This window comes from Rhodococcus sp. GA1, assembly GCF_024321955.1.
GTDB classification, from domain to species: Bacteria; Actinomycetota; Actinomycetes; order Mycobacteriales; family Mycobacteriaceae; genus Rhodococcus; species Rhodococcus pyridinivorans.
Map to the genome: position 1 here is coordinate 2,259,937 of NZ_CP097186.1, position 24,543 is coordinate 2,284,479.

Below are 24,543 nucleotides of genomic sequence, written 5' to 3' on the forward strand. Positions count from 1 at the left end.
CGGGTCCAGTACAAGCCACGCGTCCTCTGCGACGTGGGGCCAGAAGTGCTGGCCGAGATGGTCTATCGGGGCATGGCGACCGGGCAACCTTGGGGAAGGGGACGACATGCTCAGGGACCCGTAGGGTCTCCGATCGGTCATGCGCAGCCGCCCGCAGGGCGTCCTGTTCTTTTCGTTCTTCTCAGACCGCAGCGCTTCGTTCGATCTCGTCGAGCACGGCAGCAGCGAGCCACCGGTTGTGGTACTGCTCGTACGGTCCTTTCCCTTTTGCCACCAGTTTCTCGGCCAACCGGCGGATGGGGAGCCCGCTACCGATGAGCACGTCGAGTTCCTCGGCAGCAGCTTCATCTGCGAGATCGACAACCAATCGGACCGCGTCCCCGTCGGCCGATGCGAGTCGACTCGGAATCAACTCGACCGCCGTCGCCGCTTGTGTCAGCGCTTCGATCGACGCACCGGCTTCTTCTTCGAGCGCGGAACGAGACACGTACAGCGATATGAGTCCTGCGGTGAGATCGTCGCCCGAAGCGTCGGCCCGATCGACGAACAGCACTTCCATCGGGCCGATATTGAGGGTGAACAGTCGCGATCCTCGGTTCGTGGACGGCAGGCAGCTCAGCGTCCACCGCTCAGCCTCTTCGGACGCCGGAGCAGGAAAAGCGCGTTCGAGGTAGGCCGAGATCAGACCGATGGACCCCGCGAACATCTCTTCGTCTCGTTCGAGCCTGCGAAAGTTCTCTTCCGAGGACGCCGGGTTCAAAGCCATTGCTCTTCCTTGCTATTCGAAGTAATCCTCGTCGACCGCGACGACCGTGAATGTCCGGACGCTCTGCACTCCGACGCCATATTTGATCATCAGTCGGGCGAGGCGTTCTCCGTCGATGAGCACGATTCGGGTGTTTCCCGCCGAGTCGGAAATGTTCTTCGCGAACTGGATCGCACCTTGGGAAAAGGAACTGGTGGTAATGAAGATGCCACGATTGGCACCGACCCCTTGGAGCGCGCCGGCGAACCCCTGGACATCGGGTCGCTGCACCACATTGCCTTGGGCGTATCGCTTGGCTTGGACGTAGACACGGTCGAGACCGAGTGCATCCTGATCGATGACGCCGTCGACACCACCGTCTCCGATACCGCCGAGTCTCTGCGCAAACTTCTCCGTGCCTCCGTATCCCATCTTCACGAGTAGGTCGAGGACAGAGTGTTCAAGAAACTCGGGTGCTTGTGCGCGGAGTCGCTTGATGAGTTCGACGCCGACATCAGCGTGCAGTCGTCGTTCGCCGGCTTCCATCTGTTCAACTGGATCGAGGTCCGATTCGGCGACCTCCGCCGAAGAGACCAGGGACGCCGGGGTTCTCGTCTGCGGTTCGTATGCCTGATAGGCAGGAAGCGCCTGCAGGTCTTTCTCTGTGAAGCCGTTCGGATATTGCTCGATGAGCGCACGACCGACATCGGTGATCTGAAAATGCGCCCTCTCCGGCTTCGAAACCGCCTCGGCGCGAGCGAGCGCAGACGTTGCCCATCCCATGCGGTTGTTCGCACGCGATTGTCCGCTCGGGAGCTGTTCCGCGAGCTGTGTTTCGGTCAACTGCATGTACTCGAACACCGCGGCGCGCAGCGGACGGCGAGCCCAGACTGTGCCATCGGACAGCACCTTCAGCACCGGCAACATGAACTGTTGCCACCCGAGTTGGCTCACATCTTCGGGATGAACGATGGCTTACGTCTGTGAACTGCAGTTTCTCGTCGGGATCGGTCTGATTTCACGCACTAACGACGCTGGTTCTAGGCTCGGCGGGTGGCGTTTGTCAGGAAGGTGCGCACCAAGTCCGGGGCCACGGCTGTGCAGGTCGCCCGATACGTGGGCGGCCGGCAGGAGATCGTCAAACACATCGGTTCCGCCCACACCGACGTCGAACTCGGCATGCTTCTCGAACGCGCCCGTGCCTGGCTCGACCCCGACCAGCAGGCCCTCGACCTGGACGTCACCCCGCAGGTTCCGGTCGACAAGGCCCTGGTGGGCGGGCAGAGTGCTCTGTTCGAGCCGGCGCCCGGACCTGCGCAGGTCGATGCGCCGGGACGGACCGAATCGACCGGGTCGGTGCTCCTGCGGCAGGTGCTGACCGATGTCTACGACCAACTCGGATTCGGAGTCGTCAACGATACGGTGTTCCGCGATCTGGTGATCGCTCGCATCGTCGAGCCCGGCTCGAAACTCGACGCCGGTCGGGTCCTGCAGGATCTCGGGGCGGACCCGCCGAGTTACGCCACGATCAAACGCCACCTGAAGCAGATCATCACCGGCAAGTACCGGGACAAGGTCGCCGAGCAGTGCTTCGAGTATGCCGCCGAAACCGGTGGTCTGAGCCTGTTGTTGTACGACGTGACCACCTTGTACTTCGAGGCCGAGAAGGAAGACGACCTGCGCAAGGTCGGGTACTCGAAGGAACGTCGGGTGGACCCGCAGATCGTCGTGGGACTGCTGGTAGACAGAACCGGGTTTCCGCTGGAGATCGGTTGCTACGAAGGGAACTCGGCCGAAACCCGCACGATCGTGCCGATCGTGCGGCAGTTCCAGGCCCGCCACGACCTCGACGGGGTTGAGATGGTCGTCGCCGCCGACGCCGGGATGCTGTCGGCCGCCAACCTCGCAGCGTTGGACGAGGCCGGGCTGAAGTTCATCGTCGGCTCCCGCACCACGAAGGCACCCGGTGATCTCGCCTCGCATTTCCATTGGAACGGCAATGTTTTCACCGACGGGCAGATCATCGACACCATCACGCCGCGGCATGGCCGCTCCGTGGTCAACAATCCCCGGCGACGGGCCGAGCCCATCTGGAACGAGACGGACCATCCGAATGCGTGGCGGGCGATCTGGCAGTACTCGCGCAGCCGCGCCGCCCGGGACGAGAAGACCCTCAACGCCCAGGAAGCCCGTGCCCGAGCGGTGGTCGACGGGGACACGGTCCCGAAATCGACACGGTTCGTGACGGTCACCGCGAAAGGCCGGCGTCTGGACACCGCCTCGCTCGAACGAGCCAGGATGCTCGTCGGCCTGAAAGGCTACGTCACCAATCTCCCTGTCTCGTTGATGGATCCAGGAGAGGTGATCGGCAAGTATCACGAGTTGTGGCATGTCGAGCAGTCGTTTCGAATGTCGAAAACGGATCTGCGGGCCCGGCCGATTTTCCACCGCACCAAGGACGCGATCGAGGCGCACCTGACCGTGGTGTTTACGGCGTTGGCCGTCTCTCGGGTGGTCCAGGAACGAAGTGGGCTCGCGATCGGCAAGGTGGTGAAACTGCTGCGGCCGCTGCGGTCGGCGACCATCGCGATCAACGGAACCCGACACACCTTTCCACCGCAGGTCGACGCCGACCTACAAGCCCTGCTCGACCGGATTTCAGGACCTGGACTCACGCACTAACGAAATGAGCCAACTCGGGTCGAACACCGCGGCGCGCAGCGGACGGCGAGCCCAGACTGTGCCATCGGACAGCACCTTCAGCACCGGCAACATGAACTGTTGCCAAACAGGGACGGTGATTGACTGCGGCAGGGTCACAGCTCACCTAGGAAAGCGCGGGATTGGATTGACACGAACGCCGCGTCGAGATCCTCCAGCTGACGCATCTGCTGGCTCTTCAGAAGTTTTACGTGCTCAACTCTCTGAATGAAAATACGTTGAAGATCGAGCGGCACCAGTGGAACGGGAAGCTTCTTGATGATCCCCATATTCAATCCCGACATGATCGCACCCTTTGCAGTCCTCCTCAAGTAGGATTGAGCCTCGGGATCATGCAGGAAGTATGAGTGCAAGAACTCGGGAAGCGCCTTTTCGCGATCTAACGTAACACAACACAAGTGTTTAGTATTGATAGCAAGCGGGATATCTTGCGGAACAATAGCACAGCGACCACAGGTACCCATGATGGTTATCAAAACATCACCGGGGTGAACAGTGTACCGCTCAAGAGCGCGGTACTTTTCTTCCGAAATGTATCGCCTCTTTCCCCACTCGAACTCGTTCGAAACTGCGTTATCGATCCCTAACACAGGTATACCCGAGTCTGTGAACTCCTCGTGCAACAATTGACTCCCGAACGGGCCGGTGCGGATAGATCCCTTATGCGGAGCGGCAATCTCTTCGACTGTGGACAGTTCCCACGTATCCCACGCTTCACCGAACATGTCGATGAAGATCGACCGGGTCAGTTCGTCGAGGCGGGCGATCGCTTCGCGGCGCTTGGCGCAGAGAGTCTCGGCATGGTCGAGGATGGAGGCGATACGGCGCTGTTCTTCAAGCGGGGGCACCGGAATAGGAAGTTCTGCACAGCGTTTTAGGTCAAGGTTCGAGATGTTCGTTGTTTGGCGCGCATATGATCGCACCACTGCTTGAGTTCTGGCCGATGAAAAGAAGCGATACAGATAGCGGGGGTCCACCTTCGCCCTGTCAGGCCGCAGAGCGGACACAAAGCCACCGAAAGTACTCCTACCGTCCAGTTCGGGAACCCATGAGCACTTACCGACGAGGTTCCAGCTGTTGGCAGATGAAATAAGCAAGTCGCCTGCGTGAAGGAACTGCTCGGGTCGCTTCACAAACGAAGAATCGATATGCCATACGTCTGATAGATCAAGTTCTTCCTGAACGTTCTTCGTTCGCATACACGCGACAGTGTTCGGAGTCCCCGGTTCAACGACGTCGGTGGGTTTAAAGGTCACACCTCGTACGAACGAAGCAACGTCACCAAGTTTGGCCAGCGCGAACCTACTCACTCAGCACCCCCAGCCAGCATCCCCCGCAGTTGCGTCATCCCGTCCACGATTTCCTTCTCGAGCCGATCCAGCTCATCCAGAATCTCCTCGGGCGCACGATGTTCCACTTCTTCGTGGACAATTTCCTTGTAGCGGTTCAGCGACAGGTCGTAGTCCTGCGCCGCGATATCGTCCTTGGGTACGCAGAACGACTGCTCCGTACGCTCACGGCTCAGTTCACCGTCGTTGCGATCGAACCAGCGCTTCAGCACATCCGGCAGGTTGTTCTTCGCGTGCTCGTCGTCGGACAGTTCTCCCGCAAGCACACCGAGCTTGCTCTCGTCGAGCAGTGGGGTGCGCTTGTCGTCCAGCGAATAACCATCGGACTGCACGTCGTAGAACCACACGTTATCGGTGCCGCCCGAATCCGTCTTCGTGAAGAACAAGATCGCCGTCGATACACCCGCATACGGCTTGAACACGCCCGACGGCAACTTCACCACCGCGTCGAGCTTGTGATCCTCGACCAGGATCTTCCGTAACGTCTTGTGTGCCTTCGACGAACCGAACAGAACGCCGTCAGGCACGATCACCGCGGCACGGCCGCCCGGCTGCAGCAAGCGCAGGAACAACGCCATGAACAGCAGTTCGGTCTTCTTCGTCTTGACGATCTGCTGCAGATCCTTCGCGGTGCTCTCGTAGTCGAGGTTCCCCGCGAACGGCGGATTCGCGAGGATCAACGAATAGGCACCCGCGTCATCGGTATTGGCTTCTGCCAGCGAATCGCGGTAGCGAACGTCGGGCTGTTCGATGCCGTGCAACAGCATGTTCATCGAGCCGATGCGCAGCATCGTGTTGTCGAAGTCGAAGCCGTGGAACATGTCGTGGTGAAACTGCTCGCGGCCCGCGCCCGAGTTGATCTCGTCGGCATGGTTCTCGCGCATGTACTCCGACGCAGCCACGAGGAAGCCGCACGTACCCGAAGCGGGGTCGACGATGCGGTCGCCCGGCTTGGGCTGCGTCATCTCCACCATCAACCGGATGATGTGGCGCGGCGTGCGGAACTGCCCGTTCTGGCCGGCACTGGCGATCTTCGCGAGCAGGTACTCGTAGATGTCGCCCTTGGTGTCGCGGTTCTCCATCGGCACCTTGTCGAGCCGATCCACCACCCGCACCAGCATCGCGGCGTTCGGGATTGTCAGGCGCGCGTCCTTCATGACGTGCGCGTACGTCGACTCCTCGCCACGCATGTTCTTGATGAAGGGGAACACGCGCTCGCCGACGGTGTAGAACATGTCGTCGGCCTGCATGTTCTTGAACACCGACCAGCGCAGGTCGTTGTAGTCGCGGCCCTCTTCGTCGGTGCCGATCGGGAACGGGTTGCCCTCCGGATCACGTCCGAGCATGTTGGCCTTGTTCAGCGCACGAGTCTGCTCGTCATCGAGACGCCTGATGAACAGCAGATAGGTGATCTGCTCCATCACCTCGAGCGGGTTGGAGATGCCACCCGTCCAGAAGGCGTCCCAGACCGCGTCGACCTTGCTCTTGACGTCACCGGTAATCACTCGGCGCTACCACCTTGTCCTGCTCGAAGGAGACCAACAGAACTGTATAGACGAGGTGACCGACACGTCCCCACCGGGAGGTGCAGCAAACAAGTACGTGATCACCTCCGGTGCGCTCGTCGCCAGTGCGCGGCTGGGCGACTCCGATCTATGGACGACGGGGAGGCATCGAGTCCGATGTTGTGTGAGGGGAAACGCCGAGAACTCGACAACAACGTCGGACTCGATTGCACCCGATCGTGTTTCCCGCGTGACAGATGTGCATACTGTTGCGGGTCGTTCAGGGGGAACGACCGCGACGATCGGGGGGATCATGACCGACCTCAGCATGCCCGCAGCCGGCTCCGACAGGTTCGAGGGTCTGAGCGAGACGTGGCGGTTCCGCTTCGAATTCTTCGCCGCATACGGCGTCCCGGGATCGCTGAAGACGTCTCCCGAATACACCGCGGCCTTCCGCGCCCTGCCGCTGCGGCAGCGCATGAAGCTGAACATGAATCTGCTCGGGTTCCTGTTCGGCATCTTTTATCTGCTGTATCTACGGTTGTGGAAGAAGGCGCTGGTGGTGTTCGGCGTCGGTATCGTACTCGGCGTCCTCACAGCCGCGCTGGCGCTGCCCTCGACCGTCGACACCGCTCTCACACTCGGCCTGTGGCTCTACGCCGCGAGTCGCGTGAACGTCTACCACTACGAGAACCGGGTACTCGGCCGTCAGACGTGGGGCCTGTAGCCCCGGCTCCGGCGTGCACTTCTCGTCGTGAATACCGCGCACGATCGACAGGACCTGCACACGCACGGCGGTCCCGTCGACCCCGCGCCCCGGCAGGTCACATTTACGCCGCGGGTAGGCTCGGGACCCGTGTCTGATGCCCTCACCGTCGACGACGAACCCATCGAGTCGTCCTCACGTTCGTTCCGGCGCGCGTTCCAGGATCTGCGCGAAGGCTTCAACCACCGCGAACTGTGGTTGCTGCTCGGCTGGCAGGACATCAAGCAGCGCTACCGCCGATCGGTGCTCGGCCCGTTCTGGATCACGATCGCCACGGGTGTGTCGGCGATCGCGATGGGTGTGCTCTACGGCACGCTGTTCAACCTCGATGTCCCGGAGTTCCTGCCGTACGTCGCGCTCGGCTTCATCATCTGGAACCTGATCCAGGGGTCCATCCTCGAGGGCGCGGACGTGTTCATGTCCAACGAGGGCCTGATCAAACAGCTGCCGACGCCGCTCAGTGTGCACGTCTACCGGCTGGTGTGGCGGCAGATGATCCTGTTCGCGCACAACATCGTCATCTACATCGGCATCTTCATCTTCTTCCCACGTCAGCTGTACTGGACGGCCTTCCTCGCCATCCCGGCGCTGGCGTTGATCGCGATCAACGCGGTGTGGGTGTCGCTGGTGTTCGGCATCCTCGCCACGCGCTACCGCGACATCGCGCCGCTGCTCGGCAGCATCGTCCAGCTGCTGTTCTTCATGACACCGATCATCTGGACGGAGAAGACGCTCGAGGGCACCGGCAACGAGGGGCGGGCGCGGATCGCGGAGATCAACCCGCTCTACCACTTCCTCGACATCGTGCGGACCCCACTGCTCGGCGGCGACCAGCAGCTCTACCACTGGGTCATCGTCCTGATCATCACCGTCGTCGGCTGGGGTATCGCCCTGCTCGCGCTGCGCAACTACCGCTCGCGCGTCGCCTACTGGGTCTGAGCCGGTTCGAGCCGGACCAGCTGTGAACGGTGGATCGGCTCCCGGTCGGTGATCCGGAAACCGACGGCCTCGAGCTCCCGGTAGGTGTCGGTCTCGGTGAACCGGTGGGGTTCGAACCGCCACCACACGTTGTTCGGGTGCCACACCCGGAAGCCGGTCTCGCGCTCGCCGTCGGCGACCACCCACAGCACCTCGCATCGAGCCGCCGCGCGTCGGGCGAGTTCCGGCGGCGGAGCGTCGGTCGACCACAGGTTCACGCGGTCGACGGCGTCGTAGCCGAGCCCCACGTCGTCGAGTCCTGCCACCGCGTCGGGCCGGGCGTCAACGACCGCGCGCAGTGAGGTCGGTGCCCACGAGACGCGCGGTTCGAAAGCGACACAGTCGCCGGGTTCGGAGCGTTCGACCAGCCGGTCGGCGATCACGCTGTAGTCCATCCCGCCGGCCTTGCCGAACGGCTGTCGCTGCTGCACGTAGGCCGGCGCAACGCTGACGGCGACCGCAGTCAGCACCACGAGCATCGACCACCAGCGGGTTGCGATGCGGGCCGCCGCCCAGCCCACGAGCAGCACCATCGCGGGAACCGTGAACGACAGATAGCGCTCGAGGTACATGTTGTCCTCGAGCAGCGAGTAGCCGAGCAACAGCACCATGGGCACGGCGAAACCCGGCACAGCGAGCCACAGCAGGGTCCGCTCCCCAAGCTCCGCGCCACGACGGCACGCGACGATCACCCCGGCGACGACGATCGCGGCGAACAAGGCGGCCGTCCACGGGGCCTGCGGGAACCACTGATCGAGAGCGATCGTGCGGACGATCGTCGAGTCGAGCGGAGGAATCCAGGCGACCTGCTTGGCCTGCGAATAGGCGAGCAGGACGAACGGTGTCGACAAGGCCGCGCCCACCCCTGCGGACAACAGGAACGCACCGCGCCCACGACCACGGACCAGCACGGTGAGGAGATGCGCGACAACGACCGTCGCGGAGTACACGAACATCACCGTCGCGACCGGCAGGACGACGGCGTACAGCGCCCACCACCGTCTACGGCCGGTCGCGCAGCCGAGCGCGACCAGCAGCGACAACACCGCGACCAGCGCCGCAGCGAAGGCATAGGACCGCGCTTCGGTGGCCGCCCAGGTCACCCGCGGCGACAGCGCGAACAGCACCCCGGCGGCGATCCCCACGCGACGACCCGCCAGCACCTGGCCGGTCGCCGTGACGGCTGCGGCACCCACCCCGAGCGCGAGCACACCGGGCAGGCGGGCGGTGAACTCGTCGACGCCCACGAGGGAGAACCAGTAGTGCAGCAGCAGATTGTGCAGGCCGTGGACGGCGTCGATCCGGGTGTGGACGCGGAGCATCCCCTCGACCGACCGGTCGGCACTCGAGATGGTGGCGGCCTCGTCCCACCACAGCGAGGGGACCCACGAGAACGCCCCTGCGACGAGCACGGTCGCAACCCCGATCAGCAGGGGAAACGACCATGCCCTCACGGTCTACCCGTCGATGCCGTACAGGCGCGCCCAGTTCTCGCGGCTCGTGAGCTTGGGGAGCGCTTCCTGCCAGACCGTCTTCATCCGGGGCGCTTCCTTGCGAAGCTGCCAGCACACCTTCGCGGCCTGCTTCGCGAGGTCGACGGCGGTGTCCTTGTCGCGGTGACGCACCCGCACGGCGTTCTGCGAGGCGTCGGTGACGACGGCCTTGTCGAACAACGACACGTGCCACCACGATGCGAAGTGAGCGGGAACGGTGACCGTCCGGCGGTCGACCTTGCCGGCGAACTGCTGCACGGCACGCTTGAGCAGCACCAGGCCCTCGCGCTTCTTGTCGGGCTCGAACTGCCAGACCGACATCTGCGTGTGCGGATCGGATTCCTTGCCCACCTGCGCGGCCGGAAGCGGCTTCGTCTCGGGATAGCGGTCGCGCAGTTCGCGCAGTTCCTTCAGCACGGACTGGCCGCCGTCGTAAAGGAAGTCCGGTCCGGCGAGGAAGTCCTCCGCAGCCTTGATGAAGGTCGCGGCGAGACCGTACTGCATCGAGACGATGAGCTCACTGATCTTGCGGAACAGGTACTTCGACATGTCGTTACCGTCGAAGCGCCCGTAGATGGACGAGACGATCAGGCCGTTGCGGATGCTGAAATAGCGCGCCCAGTCGTCGTAGTCCTTGAGATAGAAGTCGGCATGCCACACACCCGCATTGGGCAGGGTGACCGTCGGATGCCCCGCGTACCGGGCACGGATGCCGTATTCGATGTCGTCCCACTGGAAGAACAGCGGGATGGGCAGACCGCAGTCGGCGATGATCTCGGCGGGCAGCAGGCAGGTCCACCAGCCGTTCCAGCCGGCGTCGAAACGCATGTCCTGCTTCTTCTTCACGAGGTCGATGCCCATGCGCGCACCCGGAGTCAGTGCGCCGGCGGTGATCTCGTCGAGCACCTCACGCTCGGCCGAGACGTGCAGGACCTGGGGATTGCTCAGCGACAGCATCTGGGCACCGACGATCGTCGGCTGCACCGTCATGTTCGCGAAAGCGTTGAGACGCAACACCGATTCGGGTTCGCACAGGATGTCGTCGTCCATGACGATGACGTTGGCGTGCTCGGCCTTGGCGGAACCGGTGATCTCGTACATTCCGCGCGAGAAGCCACCCGCACCACCGAGATTCGGCTGGGTCAGGTAGATGAGCTTGTCGCCGAGCTTGTCGGCGACCTCGGCGAACGCCGAGCGCGAGCGCACCTGGTCGGTGCCCTGGTCGACGATGCACACCGCTTCGATGTCGGCCATCGCCCCGTCGTCCGAGGCGAGAGTGCCGACGGTGACGGTGCAGTCGTCGGCGCGGTTGAACGTGCAGATGACCACAGCCGCGGGACGCAGGTGCTCGGGAGCGGCGACCGTCCAGCGCGCGTCGGAGACGAGCACCGATCCGTTGCCGGCATCGATGGAGAACCACATCGCACCGCCGTCGACGAACCGTTCGATCGGCAGCTCGAGGTCGAGCTCGCCCGAACCCGACACCGTCTCGACCGTCACGATCCGCTCGCGTCCGCGTGCATCGGACGCCCACACGGTGAACTCAGCCGTACCGGAGCAGCCGTAGGTGAGCTGCAGGTTCACGGTCTTGACGTCGGTCCAGCGCTGCCAGAACGTCGCGGGAAAGCGGCCGAAATAGGTGTTGGTGTGGGCGGTCGCGCCGTCGGCGAGCTGCAGCCCGTAGCGGTCGGACGCCGCGCCACCCTTCGTGTGGACGTACATCTTCTCCGGCACGCGCGGCGACAGAGATGCGAAGACACCGCGCTGGACGATCAGCCGGTCGCGACGCACCGGTTCGGTGAGAACCTCGTCCAGTGTGTCCGCCTCATGTCCGATCGTGCTTGTGTCGCCGGCAGCTGCCTGCTCCATCGGGCTACTCCCCGCTCGTGGTCGATCCGCTGTTTTCGATGCGACAGTAGCAGCGGAAACAGGAGCTCCATGGTTGTGTGCGTCGACTACCGGTGTTTCGACCCATTCGCGAATTGTGCCGGGACTACCCCGAACGGCGCGGGTTATCGGCCCAGAACGCGCTCGACGCGCCTGTAGGCGGCCTCGGTGGCCTGTTTCTGTGGCGTCCACCACTGCTCGTGGGCGCGGTACCAGTCGATGGTCGCGGCCAGCCCCTCACGGAAGTCGCGGTAGCGGGGCTGCCAGCCCAGTTCGGTGCGCAGTCGGGTCGCGTCGATGGCGTACCGCAGGTCGTGGCCGGGGCGGTCGGTGACGAAATCGAACTCGTCACGGCCCTTGCCGCACAGCTCGAGGACGGTTTCGACGACGGTGCGGTTGTCGGTCTCCCCGTCCGCGCCGATCAGATAGGTCTCCCCGAGTTGCCCGTGTTCGATGATCGTCCACACGGCGCTGTTGTGGTCGTCGACGTGGATCCAATCCCGCACGTTGGTGCCGGTGCCGTAGAGCTTCGGGCGCACACCGGTGAGCACGTTGGTGATCTGGCGGGGGATGAACTTCTCCACGTGCTGATAGGGGCCGTAGTTGTTCGAGCAGTTGGAGATGGTCGCGCGGACGCCGAACGAACGCACCCAGGCGCGCACCAGCAGATCCGAGCCGGCCTTCGTCGACGAATAGGGGCTCGACGGATTGTAGGCGGTGGTCTCGGTGAACTTGATCGGATCGTTCAGCGGCAGGTCGCCATAGACCTCGTCGGTGGAGATGTGGTGATAACGCACGTCGTACTTGCGGACGGCCTCGAGCAGGGTGAAGGTGCCCACGAGATTGGTCTGCACGAACGGTGCGGGGTTCGCCAGGGAGTTGTCGTTGTGGGATTCGGCGGCGAAATGCACCACCAGATCGGTGTCGGCGACGAGCCGGTCGACCAGCTCGGCGTCGGCGATGTCACCTTCGACGAAGGTGATCGTGTCGGCGACGGGGTCGAGGGAGGCGCGGTTGCCGGCGTAGGTGAGCTTGTCGAGCACGGTGACCTGCGTGTCGGGTCGTTCCGCGACGGTCTGATGGACGAAGTTCGCGCCGATGAAACCGGCACCACCGGTGACGAGCAGCCTCATTGGCGCAAGCCTACTCATGCGAGACTGTCCGACATGCGCGGAATCATCCTCGCGGGTGGGACGGGCTCGCGTCTGCATCCGATCACCCAGGGCGTGAGCAAGCAACTCGTGCCCGTCTACGACAAGCCGATGATCTACTACCCGCTCTCGACGCTCATGCTCGCCGGGATCCGCGACATCCTCATGATCACCACCCCGCACGACGCCGGACAGTTCCGCTGGTTGCTCGGCGACGGTTCGCAGTTCGGCGTGAACATCACCTACGCGATCCAACCCTCACCCGACGGCCTGGCACAGGCCTTCGTGCTCGGCGCCGACCACATCGGAACCGAGCCGGTCGCATTGATCCTCGGCGACAACATCTTCTACGGCCCCGGCCTCGGCACCCAGCTCAAGCGCTTCGCTCACATCGACGGTGGTGCGGTGTTCGCGTACCGGGTGTCCGATCCGTCGGCCTACGGGGTGATCGAGTTCGACTCCACCGGCCGCGCCCTGTCGCTCGAGGAGAAACCCGACGACCCGAAGTCGAACTTCGCGGTGCCCGGGCTGTACTTCTACGACAACGACGTCGTCGAGATCGCCCGGTCGCTGAAGCCGTCGGCGCGCGGCGAACTGGAGATCACCGACGTCAACCGCACCTATCTCGAAGCGGGGAAACTGCAGGTCGAGGTGTTGCCGCGCGGTACCGCCTGGCTCGACACCGGCACCTTCGACTCGCTGCTCGACGCGTCGAACTACGTGCGCACCATCGAACAACGCCAGGGATTGAAGATCGGTGCGCCCGAGGAGGTCGCGTGGCGTCTCGGGTTCATCGACGACGAGCAACTGCGCGCCGCGGCCGAGCCGCTGGTGAAGTCGGGCTACGGCAGCTACCTGCTGGATCTGCTCGAACGAGGAAAGGACCGCTAGGTGCACTACCGCGAACTGAAGGTCGCCGGGGCGTGGGAGATTACGCCGAAACAGTTCGGCGACGACCGGGGCGTGTTCCTCGAATGGTTCAAGCAGGAGACCTTCGTCGACGCTGCCGGCCGACCCCTGGAGTTGGCGCAGGCGAACTGCTCGGTCTCCGCCGCCGGAGTACTGCGCGGCATCCACTACGCGGATGTGCCTCCCGGACAGGCGAAGTACGTCACGTGCGTGTCGGGGTCGGTGCTCGACGTTGTCGTCGACCTGAGGGTGGGGTCGCCGACCTTCGGGCAGTGGGATTCGGTGCTGCTCGACACGAAGGACCGACGCGCGATCTTCCTGTCCGAGGGCCTCGGCCACGGTTTCCTTGCCCTCGAGGACAACTCGACCGTCGTCTACCTGTGCTCGACGGGCTACAACCCCGACCGCGAGCACGAGGTGCACCCCCTCGATCCGGAGATCGGGATCGACTGGCCCACAACAGGTGCCGACGGCCGACCGCTCGAGTACGAGTTGTCCGCCAAGGATCGGGTGGCACCCACCCTGGCCGACGCCCGCGAAGCGGATCGTCTCCCGAGCTTCTGACGATTTGTGTGGATTCGACCCCGGTTTCCGGGGTTGGATCCACACAAATCGATCGGTACGGAACCGGAACCGCGGTCACTGCGTCGAACCGGATATGAACCTGCGAAACGCGTACCGCATCATGGCCGCTCAGGACGGCGTCATCACTCGCGTGCAAGCACTGGACTGCGGAATGAGCGCTTCCGCTGTCGACCGACGAGTCGAGAACGGCGACTGGCTCGCGCTCGCACGCGGCGTCTACCTTCGTGCCGATCGGGAACGCACGCCGGCCGTGGCGCTACGGGCAGCCGTCTATGCCGCAGGTCCGGAAGCGGCAGCCTGGGGACCGAGCGCGGCATGGTGGCACGGACTGCTCGACCGCGCTCCTTCTCTCCGCTACGTGACCGTGCCGCAGAAGCGCACCCTCGCCCGACGCCACGGGGTGCGGGTACGCCGACGCGACCTCCAGCGACGCGACGTCGTCGTAGTGCGCGGTGTACCGGTCACCGCGCTGCCACTCACAGTGCTCGAAGCCGCCGTCGAACTGCCGACGGGTTCGGTGCTCATGGACCGTGCGCTGCAGCGTCACACCTCGCTACCCGCACTCGAGCAGGCACATCGAAGGAATCTCGGGCGTCACGGCGCACCCCGCGCCGCTCATCTGTTGTGCTCGGCTCGCGAAGGCGGCCACTCCCAGGCCGAACGCATCTTCCACCGACTACTCCGTGGTGCGGGGTTCACCGGGTGGCGGGCACACGCGATGAGCTGCGGCTTCGAGATCGACGTGGTGTTCGACGCCGAGCGGGTCGCGATCGAGATCGACGGGTGGGCCTGGCACCGCGACGCCGAGCGACACCGCCGCGACGCCGAGAGGCAGAACGTCCTGATCAACGCCGGCTGGCACGTGCTGCGCTTCACCTGGCACGCGATCACCCAGGAACCCGACGAGGTGGTGCGGCAGATCCGTCAGGCCCTGAATCGGACTTCGGTGGGTTGAACCCCGCTGAGCGGGGTCGGATCCACCCGAATCAGCGGAGGCGGAAGATCACGACGCGCTGGACGACGAAGTTGATCACCGTCGCGACGCCTTGGGCGACGACGAAGGCGAAGGGCGTGACCCACCACTCGTCGCCGAGGGCTTCGTTGAGTACGCGGTTGATGCCGACCTGTGCGGCGAACGTCACTGCGTAGAGGACCACCACGGCTGCGAAACGGACGCGGCTCGGCGGGGCTTTGAAGGTCCAGCGGCGGTTGATCAGGTAGGCGGTGGTGGTGCCGGCCACGAACGACAGCGCCTTCGCGACGTCGCGCGTGACGCCCAGTGCCATGAGCAGGACGTACAGGCCGTAGTCGACGATCGCCGAGAACCCACCGGTCAGGACGAACCGTGTGAGCTGCGTCTTCAGGTCCAGCGCTTCGTCGGCCGTCGAATCGGTCAACGGCAGTTCGGGAGCCAGTGGGGCGTGATGCTCCGGCAGCGGCTGCACATGGTCGTGGGATTCCGGCACGCAGACGAGGGTAACGCCCGTGAGCAACAGCATCTTGCCGGGTGACCAGGACACACGGGTAGCCTTTATCCCGATGTCCACGACAGCTACGGAGCAGGCGAGCGAGCCGCTCCCCACCCAGACCCGCACCCTGACCGGCTGGGGGCGCACTGCGCCGACCACCGCAGAGGTGCTGTCCACCCCCGACGTCGAAGTGATCGCCAAGGCGGTCGCGCGGGTCGCGGAAGACAACGAGTCGAAGCCGTCGCACCTGCGGCGCGGCGTGATCGCACGCGGGCTCGGACGCTCCTACGGCGACCCCGCGCAGAACGCGGGCGGGCTCGTCGTCGATATGACGGCGCTGAACAAGATCCACAGCATCGACCGTGACTCCCGCAAGGTCGTGGTGGACGGTGGTGTGAGCCTCGACCAGCTCATGCGCGCCGCGCTGCCGTTCGGTCTGTGGGTGCCCGTCCTGCCGGGCACGCGCCAGGTCACCATCGGTGGTGCGATCGGTGCCGACATCCACGGCAAGAACCACCACAGCGCGGGCAGCTTCGGCAACCACGTCAAGTCCATCGACCTGCTCACCGCCGACGGCCAGGTCCGCACGTGCACCCCCACCGGGCGCAACGCCAAGCTGTTCTGGGCGACCGTGGGCGGAATGGGTCTGACAGGCATCATCCTGCGCGCGACCATCGAGATGACCCCCACGGAGACGGCGTACTTCATCGCCGACAGCCGCCGCACCGAGTCTCTCGACGAGACGATCGCCCTGCACAGCGACGGTTCGGAAGCGAACTACGACTACTCCAGCGCATGGTTCGACGCCATCTCGCCGGAGCCGAAGCTCGGCCGCGCCGCAGTCTCCCGAGGCAACCTCGCGAAGCTCGACCAGCTGCCGAAGAAGCTGCAGAAGGACCCGCTCAAGTTCGACGCGCCGACCCTGCTGACCCTGCCCGACGTATTCCCCAACGGGCTGGCCAACAAGTTCAACTTCTCGGTGATCGGTGAGCTGTACTACCGGAAGACGAAGAACGCCGACAACCAGGTCCAGAATCTGACGGCGTTCTACCACCCCCTCGACCTGTTCGGGGAGTGGAACCGCGGCTACGGACCCAACGGCTTCCTGCAGTACCAGTTCGTGGTGCCGCCGGAAGCGGTCGAGGAGTTCAAGAAGATCATCCGCGACATCCAGGCGTCGGGACATCACTCGTTCCTCAACGTGTTCAAGCTGTTCGGTGAAGGGAACAAGGCTCCGCTCAGCTTCCCCATCCCCGGCTGGAACATCTGCGTCGACTTCCGGATCAAGCCGGGCCTGAACGAGTTCGTGCGCGAACTCGACAAGCGGGTCCTCGAGTTCGGTGGTCGCCTCTACACCGCGAAGGATTCGCGGACCGACGCGGAGACCTTCCACGCCATGTACCCGCGGATCGACGAGTGGCTGAAGGTGCGCCGCTCCGTCGACCCCACGAACGTCTTCGCCTCCGATATGTCCAGAAGGTTGGAACTCCACTGATGATCAACGCCGTCGGCAATCCCCAGACCCTGCTGCTGCTCGGTGGCACCTCCGAGATCGGCCTGGCCATCGTCGAGGAGTACCTCCGCAAGGCACCGGCCCGCGTGATCCTCGCGGCCCTGCCCGGCGACCCGCGTCGTGAGGACGCCGTCGCCCAGGCGAAGTCCGCGGGTGCGACGCAGGTCGACCTGATCGACTTCGACGCGCTCGACACGGCGAGCCACCCGGCCGTCATCGACCAGGCGTGGAAGGACGGCGACGTCGACATCGCGATCGTCGCCTTCGGTCTGGACGCCGACGCCGAGGAGCTGTGGCAGAACCAGAGCAAGGCCGTGCGGGTCGCGGAGGTCAACTACACGGCCGCGGTCTCCGTGGGTGTGCTGGTGGGCGAGAAGATGAAGGCGCAGGGCTTCGGGCGCATCATCGCGATGTCGTCGGTTGCCGGCGAGCGCGTCAAGCGCGCCAACTTCGTCTACGGTTCCACCAAGGCCGGCCTCGACGGCTTCTTCCTCGGACTCGGTGAGGCGCTGCGCCCGTTCGGGCCGCGCGTGACCGTCGTGCGCCCCGGCCAGGTGCGCACGCAGTTCAGCGCGCATGTCGACGAGGCCCCGCTCACCGTGAACAAGGAAGATGTCGCGAAGCTCGCTGTCGCGGCCTCCGATCGCGGCAAGGAGATCGTCTGGGCGCCGGGCACCTTCCGGTTCGTGATGATCGTGCTGCGTCACCTGCCGCGCGCGATCTTCCGCAAGCTGCCGATCTGACAGACGTGCACCCTCTGCCTCGCCGGACCCGTTTCGGCGGGGCAGTCGTCTTTTCGGGGTCTACCGGACGTAGCCGGTTCCGCTGTGGATCATCCCGGGCGGCCCGTAGCACCAGTGGTTGATCGACCCTTCGTTCACGAAGACACCGTTCACGATGCCGTCCTGCCCCGCCTCGTTCGTCGCGTAGCCGACACCCGGCGCCCCGACGACGATGCACTGGTAGGGATCGACGCCGTGGTGGTCGTACAACCGGCCGTCGATGGGACCGCCGGGCGCACCCGGTTCGATCACCGGATACGCCGAGGCCTGCGCCGCCCCGAAGACGAGGAGAGGTGCCGTCGCGAGCGTTGCAAGGGCCGCACGAACCGCTTTACCTGTCATGATCTGAGCCTTCCGTTCGGATTCCCCGGGCCGTACCGACAGCCCGGTTTCCCGACGCAACTTCCAGGATGAAGGTCCCGACCGGTGGACGGCGGCGTTTTTGCGGCGCGGATCGGGCCACCACTCGTCTCGCGGACGCATCTCTATGCTCGTGGGGTGCTCGCCGACACTCCTGTAGCAGTAGCCCCGTTACGCCGTGCCGTCTCGACGCTCGTGCAGTTCGTCTGCGCAGCGCTCGTCGCAGCACTCGTCGCCGCGGTGGGGCTGTTCGCTTTCGACCGTGTGCAGTGGCCGGCGTTCAATTCGTCGAACGTGACGCAGGCCGTCACCACCGTGATGCAGTTCGCGGCACTCGCCGTGCTCGGCCTGTCGATCTATCTGTTGCGTCGCCGCAGATGGGTGACGGGGGCGCGGGTGCTGTCGTGGGCGGCGCTGTCCGGCCTGGTCACCGCGACCCTCGGGATGCCGCTCGCCGCGACCCGCCTCTACCTGCACGGCATCTCCGTCGACCAGGAGTTCCGCACCCAGTTCCTCACGCGACTGACGGACAGCGCGGCGTTGCGCGACATGAACTACGCCGACCTGCCGTCGTTCTATCCGGCCGGGTGGTTCTGGATCGGTGGCCGTGTCGCGAATCTGCTGGGTATGGACGGCTGGGAAGCGTTCAAGCCGTATGCGATCGGCTCGCTGGCGGTCGCGGCGGTCGTCGCGCTGGTGCTGTGGTCCGAATTGGTCCGCTCCGATCTGGCGGTGCTCGCCGCCACCGCGACGACGCTGGTCGTGCTGGCCTACGGTTCGCCGGAACCCTACGGAGCGGTGATCGCCGTGCTGGTCGCGCCGGCGTTGGTGCTGGCCTGGGGTGGTTTCCTACCCGCTACACGCGGTGGCCGGGGACGACAGGGTTGGGGTGCCGTCGTGGGGACGGGCCTGTTCCTCGGTCTCGCCGCGACCTTCTACACCCTCTATCTCGGTATCGCGGCGTTCGCGGTGACGGTGATGGCCGTCGTCGCGGCGTACCTCGCGCGTCGCGCCACCGGGTCGTGGCGGGCGGTCCTCCCGGTGCTCGTCCGTCTCGTGGTGATGGCGTCGATCGCGGTGCTCGTCGCGTTGATCGTGTGGGCGCCGTTCGTGTTCGACGTGCTGGGCGGTAATCCCCCGTCCGAGTCCGGGACAGCGACCCACTATCTCCCCGATGCCGGTGCGCGACTGCCGTTTCCGATGTTCCACATGTCCCTGATCGGACTGTTGTCGTTGCTGGGCACCGTGTGGCTCGTGGGCCGGGCGTCGTCGTCGCATCGGGCGCAGGCGCTCGGCCTCGGGGTGATCGCGGTCTACCTCTGGTACCTCGCGTCGATGGCGTCGACCGCTGTGGGCAACACCCTGCTCGCGTTCCGGCTCGAGGTGATCCTGCTCGTACTGCTCGCTGCGGCAGGCGCATTCGCCTTCGTCGACTTCTCGCGGTGGATCAGCCTGGCTACCAGCGAGAATCCGCGCGTGCGCAGGGTGCTCGTGGCAGTGGGGGCTCTGGGTGCGCTGGCGTTCGCGCAGAACATTCCGCAGGTACTCGCCGGCGAGATCACCGTCGCCTACACCGATACCGACGGGTCGGGCGAACGCGCCGATCAGCGACCCGCTGGTGCCGCGTCCTATTACGCCGAGGTGGACGACGTCCTGCTGTCGCAGTTGGGCGGCGAGCGTGACGACCACGTGGTCCTCACGGCCGACACGTCTTTCCTCGCCTACTACCCGTACTTCGGTTTCCAGGCCCTGACCTCGCACTACGCCAACCCGCTGGCGGACTTCTCCGCGCGGGCCGCAGCGATCGAGGAGTGGTCGGAACTCTCCTCCCCCGGCGAACTGCTCGCCGCCTGGGAGGAGCTGCCGTGGAGAGCCCCCGACGCCGTCGTCTTCCGACAGGGCGCCGAGGGCTACACGCTGCGTCTGGCCGAGGACGTCTACCCGAACGATCCCAATGTGCGGCGGTACACGGTGACCTTCCCCAAGGAACTGTTCGACGATCCCCGATTCACCGTGACCGAGGTGGGGCCGTTCGTCATCGTCACCGCGACGGGCGAACCGGCATGATGCGACGAACTCCGGTGTCGCGCAACCACAATCCACCCCATACCAGAATTCCGGTGTAGATCGGGAAGAGAGTCGTGCTGACGATCGGCTGTTCGGTGAGCAGATTCGTCGCGACAGCACCACCGAGATAGCCGGTGAGGAGTACGGCGCCAAGGATCGCGGTGGGCGGCAGGACGTAGGCGATCAGGCAGATCAGCAGGACCACGCCGAACACCCGGTTGAGGCTCGGGTCGAACCCGAGATCGGCCATCGCTTCCTGCACCTGCGAAACGTTGGCGATGTGGATGATCGAGTCCCACAGCAGAAACAGGACGACGAGACCGCTGACGATCAGGCCTGCGATGCGAGCGGCGCGTGAGGGTGCCGCGGTGATGTCGTCGCGGGTGCCGGTGGTGGATGCGGTGAAGGTGTTCATGACGGCCTCCTGGTAGGTGGGCAGCGGTGCTGTCGCAGATACCGACCGGGCAGGAGCCGGAAACTCATCGCCGCTGCGGTAAGGTCGCGGCGAGTCGTACGGGGGGTACGACGGAATCGGGGGATTCGATGAGCGACTTTCTGTATGTGCCGATCCGACGCCGCGACAGTTCCGGGCACGTTCGGCTCGAGATGCGCACACTGCCCGACGGCCGGCTGGCGTTGCCCGCCTACACCTCACCGAAGGAACTGGCCCGCTGCTGCGGACCGCAGCAGCCGTGGATGGGCGTCGACAGCACAGGGCTGCAGGAGATCCACCGGACCACCGGGTACGACGTGGTCCTGCTCGACGGCCGACAACCACCGCCACCCCCGATCGCGGACGACGACCGTCCGTTCGAGGACCCGCTCGGCAGGAGAGCGACCCGGTGAGCATCGACATCGGTGACCTCGACACGGTCGCGAAGCTCCTGGCGACCGGAGCAATGGGAATCGACGAGCTCGGATCCGATCCCGCACCGATACCCGACGCGGGTGCCGCCACCGCACTGCTCGTCGACGCTCTCGGGTCGATTGCTTCCGCGCTGGACGCGGCGGTCCGGTCGCTGGCCAACGCAGCGGACGCCACCCAGGACAGTCTGCGCGCCTACCAGGACGCCGAGTCGCACACTGCTCAGGAGATGGCGAAGGCCGGTGAGGGATGAGCCTCGACACCCGAGTCTTCGGCGACCCCACCTCCTGCTACGCATGCGCGGATTCGCTCACTGCCCTCGCCACGGGTGTGCACGACCGACTGAAGGTCGCGCGCGACGGACGCACCGAGTCCGAGTACGAATTCAGAAGCCCTGCGGGAGATGCGTTCCGCACGACGCTCGACCGCGTCATCACGGGGACGACCGAGGCCGCAGACCAGATCGACGTGATCGCCGCTGCCCTGCGCGCATTCGCCGACGGACTCGTCACCGCCCGGTCACGCATGTCGCAGGCCGAGGCGACAGCGGCGGAAGCCGGTATTCCCGTGGAGTTCGGCGTCGGGATCGGTGAGCCACTCAACGTCGATCCGAACTCGTACGACATTGCACCCCAGGTTTTTCGGACGAAGCAGATCGCAGCCTACGAGGCGGCTGCGGGGCTCGTTGCGGAAGGTCGCGCGGCCGAAACCGGGGCGCACAGCGCGCTCGCGGAAGCCTTGCGCGGCCCGACGACAATTCTGAAGGACGCAGAAGCCCAGTGGGGATGGCTCTTGGCCCATTCCGTGGGCGGATACATAGCGACGACAGTCTCCGAGCTGTCGAAATGGGGCGACGAAGCCGCTACGCGAGGTGCGACGCTCGCCCGGCTGCGTGAGCTTGCCGCGGAAGCGGCGCGGTTGGGTGATCCGTACCCAGAAGCTACTGCGGCCAGGGCTGTTCGGGCCTTCCAAGGGGGTGCGGACGATGCTGCACGATTCGCTGCGGAGAACTCTCGACTGCTTGCCGGGCTCGGTGACAACAAGGTCATCCGATTTCTTGGCAGCAGTTTCGGCGAACATATCCCTAAAGGGACCGAACTGGCGCATTTCGGGTCGAAAGTTCCTGTCGTGGGTGGAATTTTGACCGCCGCCCAGACATATGGCGACGTCATGAATGCCGAAACAACGGGAGATGCCGTAAAGGCGGTCGCAAAGGATGTCGGTGGATTCGTCGCTGGAACGGTTGCAACCGAGTTGATTCTTGCAAGTGCGGCCGGTGGTCCCGTCACTTTGCTTGCGGTCGGCGCCGGGGTCGGTGTCGCGTTTGGTGTGGGCGAAGTAATCGAACACTGGGACGACATATCCGGTGCCGTCGGTTCGGCGGCGCGCTGGGCTGGAAACCTGTTCTGAGGACGAGAATGAACGAGGACAATCTCCCTCCCATGCCTGACACGATCACCGGTGTACCTCGCCCGCCTCACGCACCACGCATTCATAACGGCATCGAGTACACACCGACCGACCGACAACCACGAAAACCACCGGAAGCACCGGACCATCTCGGTCCCACTCTCGAATGGTTCCAACCTCACGTCCGCGAAAAATACATCAGCGCATTTACCCTGATGACCATTACGGTCGCGTTCTTCACAATCTCCAACGGGGATCTTCGCTGGATTCACTGGTGGGGTGCGTGGCTCATCATCACTGCGGGTGGCTGGCTGATGTTTCGCGGGATCAGGAACCATTGGACGGCAGCAGGATCCACATGGGTGCAATGTCGCGACAGCTGGGTCGACACCTACCACCTCACCCGTATACGTTTCTCCGCAGACGGGCCGAACCGCGTTCTTCGTTTGAAAGACGCTCACGGCAACGAGATCCACTCGTTCAAGATCAGCGACATTCAAGGAAACCCTGACCTGTGGGATCTGGTCTACAACGGCATCCTCCACTCCGTCGCGTCGGACAACTGCGACATCGACGCCAAGACCCGCCACATCCTGAAGATCCCCTACGAACTCGGGCCGCGCCCAACCAGAAGCGAACGCATCAGAGGACGACGCCGCAGATGGTGAACCCCATCGATCTACCACCGATGCCGGATTCGATCACAGGCGAACCCCGCCCACCCCGGGCGCCCCGCATCTACCACGGCACGGAATACACACCAGTCAAGCGCTCCCCACGAAACCCACCGAAGGCACCGGATCACCTCGGACCCACCCTCGAATGGCTCCAGCCCAGCCTTCGCGACCAGTACGGCGATGCCGCGATGCTCGCCGGACTACTCTCGGTATTCGGGACGATCAGCGCAGGGGGATTCAGCTGGGTCCTCGAATGGTGGGCATGGGGTCTGCTCGCGCTCTTCCCATGGATGATGTTCCGGACCTCCGGAAACCACTGGACAGCAGCCGGTGTCAGTTGGGTGCAGTGGCGCGGCAGTTGGGTCGACACATACAAACTCACCCGCATCCAATTCTCCGCTGACGGCTACAGCCGTGTTCTTCGGTTGAAAGATGCCCACGGCAACGAAATCCATTCGTTCAAGATCAGCGAGATCCAGCGCAACCCCGACCTGTGGGACCTCGTCTACAACGGCATCCTCCACTCCGTCGCGTCCGGCAACTGCGACATCGACGCCAAAACCCGCCACATCCTGAAGATCCCCTACGAACTCGGGCCGCGCCCAACCCGTAGCGAGCGCATCAGAGGACGGGGGCGTAGAGGGTGAACGCTGCCGACCTACCACCGATGCCGGATTCGATCACAGGCGAACCCCGCCCACCCCGGGCGCCCCGCATCTACCACGGCACGGAATACACACCGCTCGAACGTAACCCACGGAACCCACCAGATGCACCGGAGCATCTCGGCCCCGTTCTCGAATGGCTCCAGCCCACCGTGCGCGACCGATACATCGGCGCATTCCTCATAGCGGCAATCTTGGTCGTGTACCTCACCGTCATCAATGGAGACTTTCGCTGGATCCACTGGTGGATCATGTGGGTCATCATCCCTGGAAGTTCACTATTGTTGTTCTTCGGCAAGGGAAACCACTGGACCGCAGCCGGTGCCACCTGGGTCCAATGGCACGACAGCTGGGTCGATACCTACCATCTCACTCGCATCCGCTTCTCCGCTGATGGGCCCAGTCGTGTCCTGCGACTGAAAGACGCCCACGGCAACAAAATCCACTCGTTCAAGATCAGCGAGATCCAACGCAACCCCGACTTGTGGGACCTCGTCTACAACGGCATCCTCCACTCCGTCGCGTCCGGCAACTGCGACATCGACGCCAAGACCCGCCACATCCTGAAGATCCCCTACGAACTCGGACCGCGCCCCACCCGAAGCGAACGCACCAGAGGACGGCGGCGTAGAGGGTGAGGACGTCT

The 24,543-nt window shown here is 64.5% G+C and carries 25 protein-coding genes; 15 read left to right on the forward strand and 10 right to left on the reverse strand.

What is annotated here, in order from left to right:
• Nucleotides 1-181: 181 nt before the first annotated feature.
• Entirely contained in the window at nt 182-553 is a 372-nt protein-coding gene (locus M3330_RS10590) for a hypothetical protein (RefSeq protein ID WP_255028713.1), read from the reverse strand.
• Nucleotides 554-778: 225 nt separating this feature from the next.
• Complete coding sequence (locus M3330_RS10595; RefSeq protein ID WP_369683115.1) at nt 779-1,672, reverse strand: restriction endonuclease; 894 nt, start codon at nt 1,670-1,672, stop codon at nt 779-781.
• 126 nt (nt 1,673-1,798) lie between these two features.
• Here M3330_RS10595 and M3330_RS10600 point away from each other — a divergent pair, with 126 nt between their 5' ends.
• Complete coding sequence (locus M3330_RS10600) at nt 1,799-3,427, forward strand: IS1634 family transposase (RefSeq protein ID WP_255027154.1); 1,629 nt, start codon at nt 1,799-1,801, stop codon at nt 3,425-3,427.
• Between the two features lie 134 nt (nt 3,428-3,561).
• Here the strand turns inward: M3330_RS10600 and M3330_RS10605 are convergent, their stop codons facing one another.
• Together M3330_RS10605 and M3330_RS10610 are read right to left on the reverse strand one after the other, a co-directional pair.
• Nucleotides 3,562-4,776 (reverse strand): restriction endonuclease subunit S, encoded by a 1,215-nt coding sequence (locus M3330_RS10605; protein WP_369683116.1) that lies wholly within the window; start codon nt 4,774-4,776, stop codon nt 3,562-3,564.
• Nucleotides 4,773-6,320 carry a class I SAM-dependent DNA methyltransferase gene (locus tag M3330_RS10610; protein WP_255028715.1) on the reverse strand — a complete coding sequence of 516 codons (1,548 nt, stop codon included), beginning with the start codon at nt 6,318-6,320 and terminating at the stop codon, nt 4,773-4,775. The genes M3330_RS10605 and M3330_RS10610 overlap by 4 nt, the downstream gene beginning before the upstream one ends.
• Before the next feature lie 313 nt (nt 6,321-6,633).
• Here M3330_RS10610 and M3330_RS10615 point away from each other — a divergent pair, with 313 nt between their 5' ends.
• Both M3330_RS10615 and M3330_RS10620 read left to right on the forward strand, forming a co-directional pair.
• A complete protein-coding gene (locus M3330_RS10615) occupies nt 6,634-7,047 on the forward strand; it encodes a DUF2628 domain-containing protein (RefSeq protein WP_255028717.1) in 414 nt (137 codons plus the stop codon).
• A gap of 129 nt (nt 7,048-7,176) precedes the next feature.
• Nucleotides 7,177-8,025, forward strand: coding sequence for an ABC transporter permease (locus tag M3330_RS10620; protein WP_006553471.1), 849 nt, complete (start codon nt 7,177-7,179; stop codon nt 8,023-8,025).
• Here M3330_RS10620 and M3330_RS10625 read toward each other — a convergent pair.
• From M3330_RS10625 to rfbB, 3 genes are all read right to left on the reverse strand, one after another.
• Nucleotides 8,013-9,518, reverse strand: coding sequence for a glycosyltransferase family 39 protein (locus M3330_RS10625; protein WP_006553470.1), 1,506 nt, complete (start codon nt 9,516-9,518; stop codon nt 8,013-8,015). The two genes, M3330_RS10620 and M3330_RS10625, sit on opposite strands and share 13 nt — an antisense overlap.
• A gap of 3 nt (nt 9,519-9,521) precedes the next feature.
• Nucleotides 9,522-11,426, reverse strand: a complete 1,905-nt coding sequence (locus M3330_RS10630) for a glycosyltransferase (RefSeq protein ID WP_006553469.1) — start codon at nt 11,424-11,426, stop codon at nt 9,522-9,524.
• A gap of 143 nt (nt 11,427-11,569) precedes the next feature.
• Nucleotides 11,570-12,577 carry a dTDP-glucose 4,6-dehydratase gene (gene rfbB / locus M3330_RS10635; protein ID WP_247848290.1) on the reverse strand — a complete coding sequence of 336 codons (1,008 nt, stop codon included), beginning with the start codon at nt 12,575-12,577 and terminating at the stop codon, nt 11,570-11,572.
• 33 nt (nt 12,578-12,610) lie between these two features.
• On the opposite strand from rfbB, the gene rfbA reads away from it, so the two are divergent.
• The 3 genes from rfbA to M3330_RS10650 all read left to right on the forward strand — a co-directional run bounded on the left by rfbA (nt 12,611) and on the right by M3330_RS10650 (nt 15,044).
• A complete protein-coding gene (gene rfbA / locus M3330_RS10640) occupies nt 12,611-13,486 on the forward strand; it encodes a glucose-1-phosphate thymidylyltransferase RfbA (protein WP_019290334.1) in 876 nt (291 codons plus the stop codon).
• Nucleotides 13,487-14,068 (forward strand): dTDP-4-dehydrorhamnose 3,5-epimerase, encoded by a 582-nt coding sequence (gene rfbC, locus M3330_RS10645; RefSeq protein WP_255028723.1) that lies wholly within the window; start codon nt 13,487-13,489, stop codon nt 14,066-14,068. It begins immediately after the preceding gene.
• A gap of 94 nt (nt 14,069-14,162) precedes the next feature.
• The gene (locus M3330_RS10650; protein ID WP_039583431.1) at nt 14,163-15,044 is read left to right on the forward strand and encodes a type IV toxin-antitoxin system AbiEi family antitoxin domain-containing protein; all 882 of its coding nucleotides are present in this window, start codon (nt 14,163-14,165) and stop codon (nt 15,042-15,044) included.
• 31 nt (nt 15,045-15,075) lie between these two features.
• Here the strand turns inward: M3330_RS10650 and M3330_RS10655 are convergent, their stop codons facing one another.
• Nucleotides 15,076-15,609, reverse strand: a complete 534-nt coding sequence (locus M3330_RS10655; protein ID WP_248846260.1) for a GtrA family protein — start codon at nt 15,607-15,609, stop codon at nt 15,076-15,078.
• 19 nt (nt 15,610-15,628) lie between these two features.
• Between M3330_RS10655 and M3330_RS10660 the strand changes: the two genes are divergently transcribed.
• A complete protein-coding gene (locus M3330_RS10660) occupies nt 15,629-17,053 on the forward strand; it encodes an FAD-binding oxidoreductase (protein WP_019290337.1) in 1,425 nt (474 codons plus the stop codon).
• On the forward strand, nt 17,053-17,814 hold the full coding sequence (locus M3330_RS10665) for a decaprenylphospho-beta-D-erythro-pentofuranosid-2-ulose 2-reductase (protein ID WP_006553461.1): 762 nt from the start codon (nt 17,053-17,055) through the stop codon (nt 17,812-17,814). The genes M3330_RS10660 and M3330_RS10665 overlap by 1 nt, the downstream gene beginning before the upstream one ends.
• 60 nt (nt 17,815-17,874) lie before the next feature.
• Here the strand turns inward: M3330_RS10665 and M3330_RS10670 are convergent, their stop codons facing one another.
• Nucleotides 17,875-18,195 (reverse strand): hypothetical protein, encoded by a 321-nt coding sequence (locus M3330_RS10670; RefSeq protein WP_024102694.1) that lies wholly within the window; start codon nt 18,193-18,195, stop codon nt 17,875-17,877.
• A 156-nt stretch (nt 18,196-18,351) separates the two neighbouring features.
• Here M3330_RS10670 and M3330_RS10675 point away from each other — a divergent pair, with 156 nt between their 5' ends.
• Nucleotides 18,352-20,280 carry an arabinofuranosyltransferase gene (locus M3330_RS10675; RefSeq protein WP_255028724.1) on the forward strand — a complete coding sequence of 643 codons (1,929 nt, stop codon included), beginning with the start codon at nt 18,352-18,354 and terminating at the stop codon, nt 20,278-20,280.
• Here the strand turns inward: M3330_RS10675 and M3330_RS10680 are convergent.
• Entirely contained in the window at nt 20,255-20,695 is a 441-nt protein-coding gene (locus M3330_RS10680; protein ID WP_033097834.1) for a DoxX family protein, read from the reverse strand. The genes M3330_RS10675 and M3330_RS10680 overlap by 26 nt on opposite strands.
• Before the next feature lie 128 nt (nt 20,696-20,823).
• On the opposite strand from M3330_RS10680, the gene M3330_RS10685 reads away from it, so the two are divergent.
• From M3330_RS10685 to M3330_RS10710, 6 genes are read left to right on the forward strand one after another with little or no spacing between them, the layout of a single operon-like run.
• A complete protein-coding gene (locus M3330_RS10685; protein WP_255028725.1) occupies nt 20,824-21,126 on the forward strand; it encodes an SAV_915 family protein in 303 nt (100 codons plus the stop codon).
• Nucleotides 21,123-21,398, forward strand: a complete 276-nt coding sequence (locus tag M3330_RS10690; protein WP_006553456.1) for a hypothetical protein — start codon at nt 21,123-21,125, stop codon at nt 21,396-21,398. The genes M3330_RS10685 and M3330_RS10690 overlap by 4 nt, the downstream gene beginning before the upstream one ends.
• The gene (locus M3330_RS10695; protein WP_255028726.1) at nt 21,395-22,555 is read left to right on the forward strand and encodes a hypothetical protein; all 1,161 of its coding nucleotides are present in this window, start codon (nt 21,395-21,397) and stop codon (nt 22,553-22,555) included. The genes M3330_RS10690 and M3330_RS10695 overlap by 4 nt, the downstream gene beginning before the upstream one ends.
• 8 nt (nt 22,556-22,563) lie before the next feature.
• Nucleotides 22,564-23,223, forward strand: a complete 660-nt coding sequence (locus M3330_RS10700; protein WP_024102688.1) for a hypothetical protein — start codon at nt 22,564-22,566, stop codon at nt 23,221-23,223.
• Nucleotides 23,217-23,879: a hypothetical protein gene (locus M3330_RS10705; protein WP_006553453.1), complete on the forward strand. Its 663-nt coding sequence runs from the start codon at nt 23,217-23,219 to the stop codon at nt 23,877-23,879. Before M3330_RS10700 ends, M3330_RS10705 begins: the two co-directional genes overlap by 7 nt.
• Complete coding sequence (locus M3330_RS10710) at nt 23,876-24,535, forward strand: hypothetical protein (RefSeq protein WP_006553452.1); 660 nt, start codon at nt 23,876-23,878, stop codon at nt 24,533-24,535. The genes M3330_RS10705 and M3330_RS10710 overlap by 4 nt, the downstream gene beginning before the upstream one ends.
• Nucleotides 24,536-24,543 lie beyond the last annotated feature (8 nt).

Bases quoted from the DNA above. Each gene is read 5' to 3' on its own strand.
- M3330_RS10595 (WP_369683115.1), bottom strand. From the start codon at position 1,672: ATGTTGCCGGTGCTGAAGGTGCTGTCCGATGGCACAGTCTGGGCTCGC.
- M3330_RS10615 (WP_255028717.1), top strand. From the start codon at position 6,634: ATGACCGACCTCAGCATGCCCGCAGCCGGCTCCGACAGGTTCGAGGGT.
- M3330_RS10630 (WP_006553469.1), bottom strand. From the start codon at position 11,426: ATGGAGCAGGCAGCTGCCGGCGACACAAGCACGATCGGACATGAGGCG.
- rfbB (WP_247848290.1), bottom strand. From the start codon at position 12,577: ATGAGGCTGCTCGTCACCGGTGGTGCCGGTTTCATCGGCGCGAACTTC.
- rfbA (WP_019290334.1), top strand. From the start codon at position 12,611: ATGCGCGGAATCATCCTCGCGGGTGGGACGGGCTCGCGTCTGCATCCG.
- M3330_RS10650 (WP_039583431.1), top strand. From the start codon at position 14,163: ATGAACCTGCGAAACGCGTACCGCATCATGGCCGCTCAGGACGGCGTC.
- M3330_RS10660 (WP_019290337.1), top strand. From the start codon at position 15,629: ATGTCCACGACAGCTACGGAGCAGGCGAGCGAGCCGCTCCCCACCCAG.
- M3330_RS10665 (WP_006553461.1), top strand. From the start codon at position 17,053: ATGATCAACGCCGTCGGCAATCCCCAGACCCTGCTGCTGCTCGGTGGC.
- M3330_RS10670 (WP_024102694.1), bottom strand. From the start codon at position 18,195: ATGACAGGTAAAGCGGTTCGTGCGGCCCTTGCAACGCTCGCGACGGCA.
- M3330_RS10680 (WP_033097834.1), bottom strand. From the start codon at position 20,695: ATGAACACCTTCACCGCATCCACCACCGGCACCCGCGACGACATCACC.
- M3330_RS10685 (WP_255028725.1), top strand. From the start codon at position 20,824: ATGAGCGACTTTCTGTATGTGCCGATCCGACGCCGCGACAGTTCCGGG.
- M3330_RS10695 (WP_255028726.1), top strand. From the start codon at position 21,395: ATGAGCCTCGACACCCGAGTCTTCGGCGACCCCACCTCCTGCTACGCA.
- M3330_RS10700 (WP_024102688.1), top strand. From the start codon at position 22,564: ATGAACGAGGACAATCTCCCTCCCATGCCTGACACGATCACCGGTGTA.
- M3330_RS10705 (WP_006553453.1), top strand. From the start codon at position 23,217: ATGGTGAACCCCATCGATCTACCACCGATGCCGGATTCGATCACAGGC.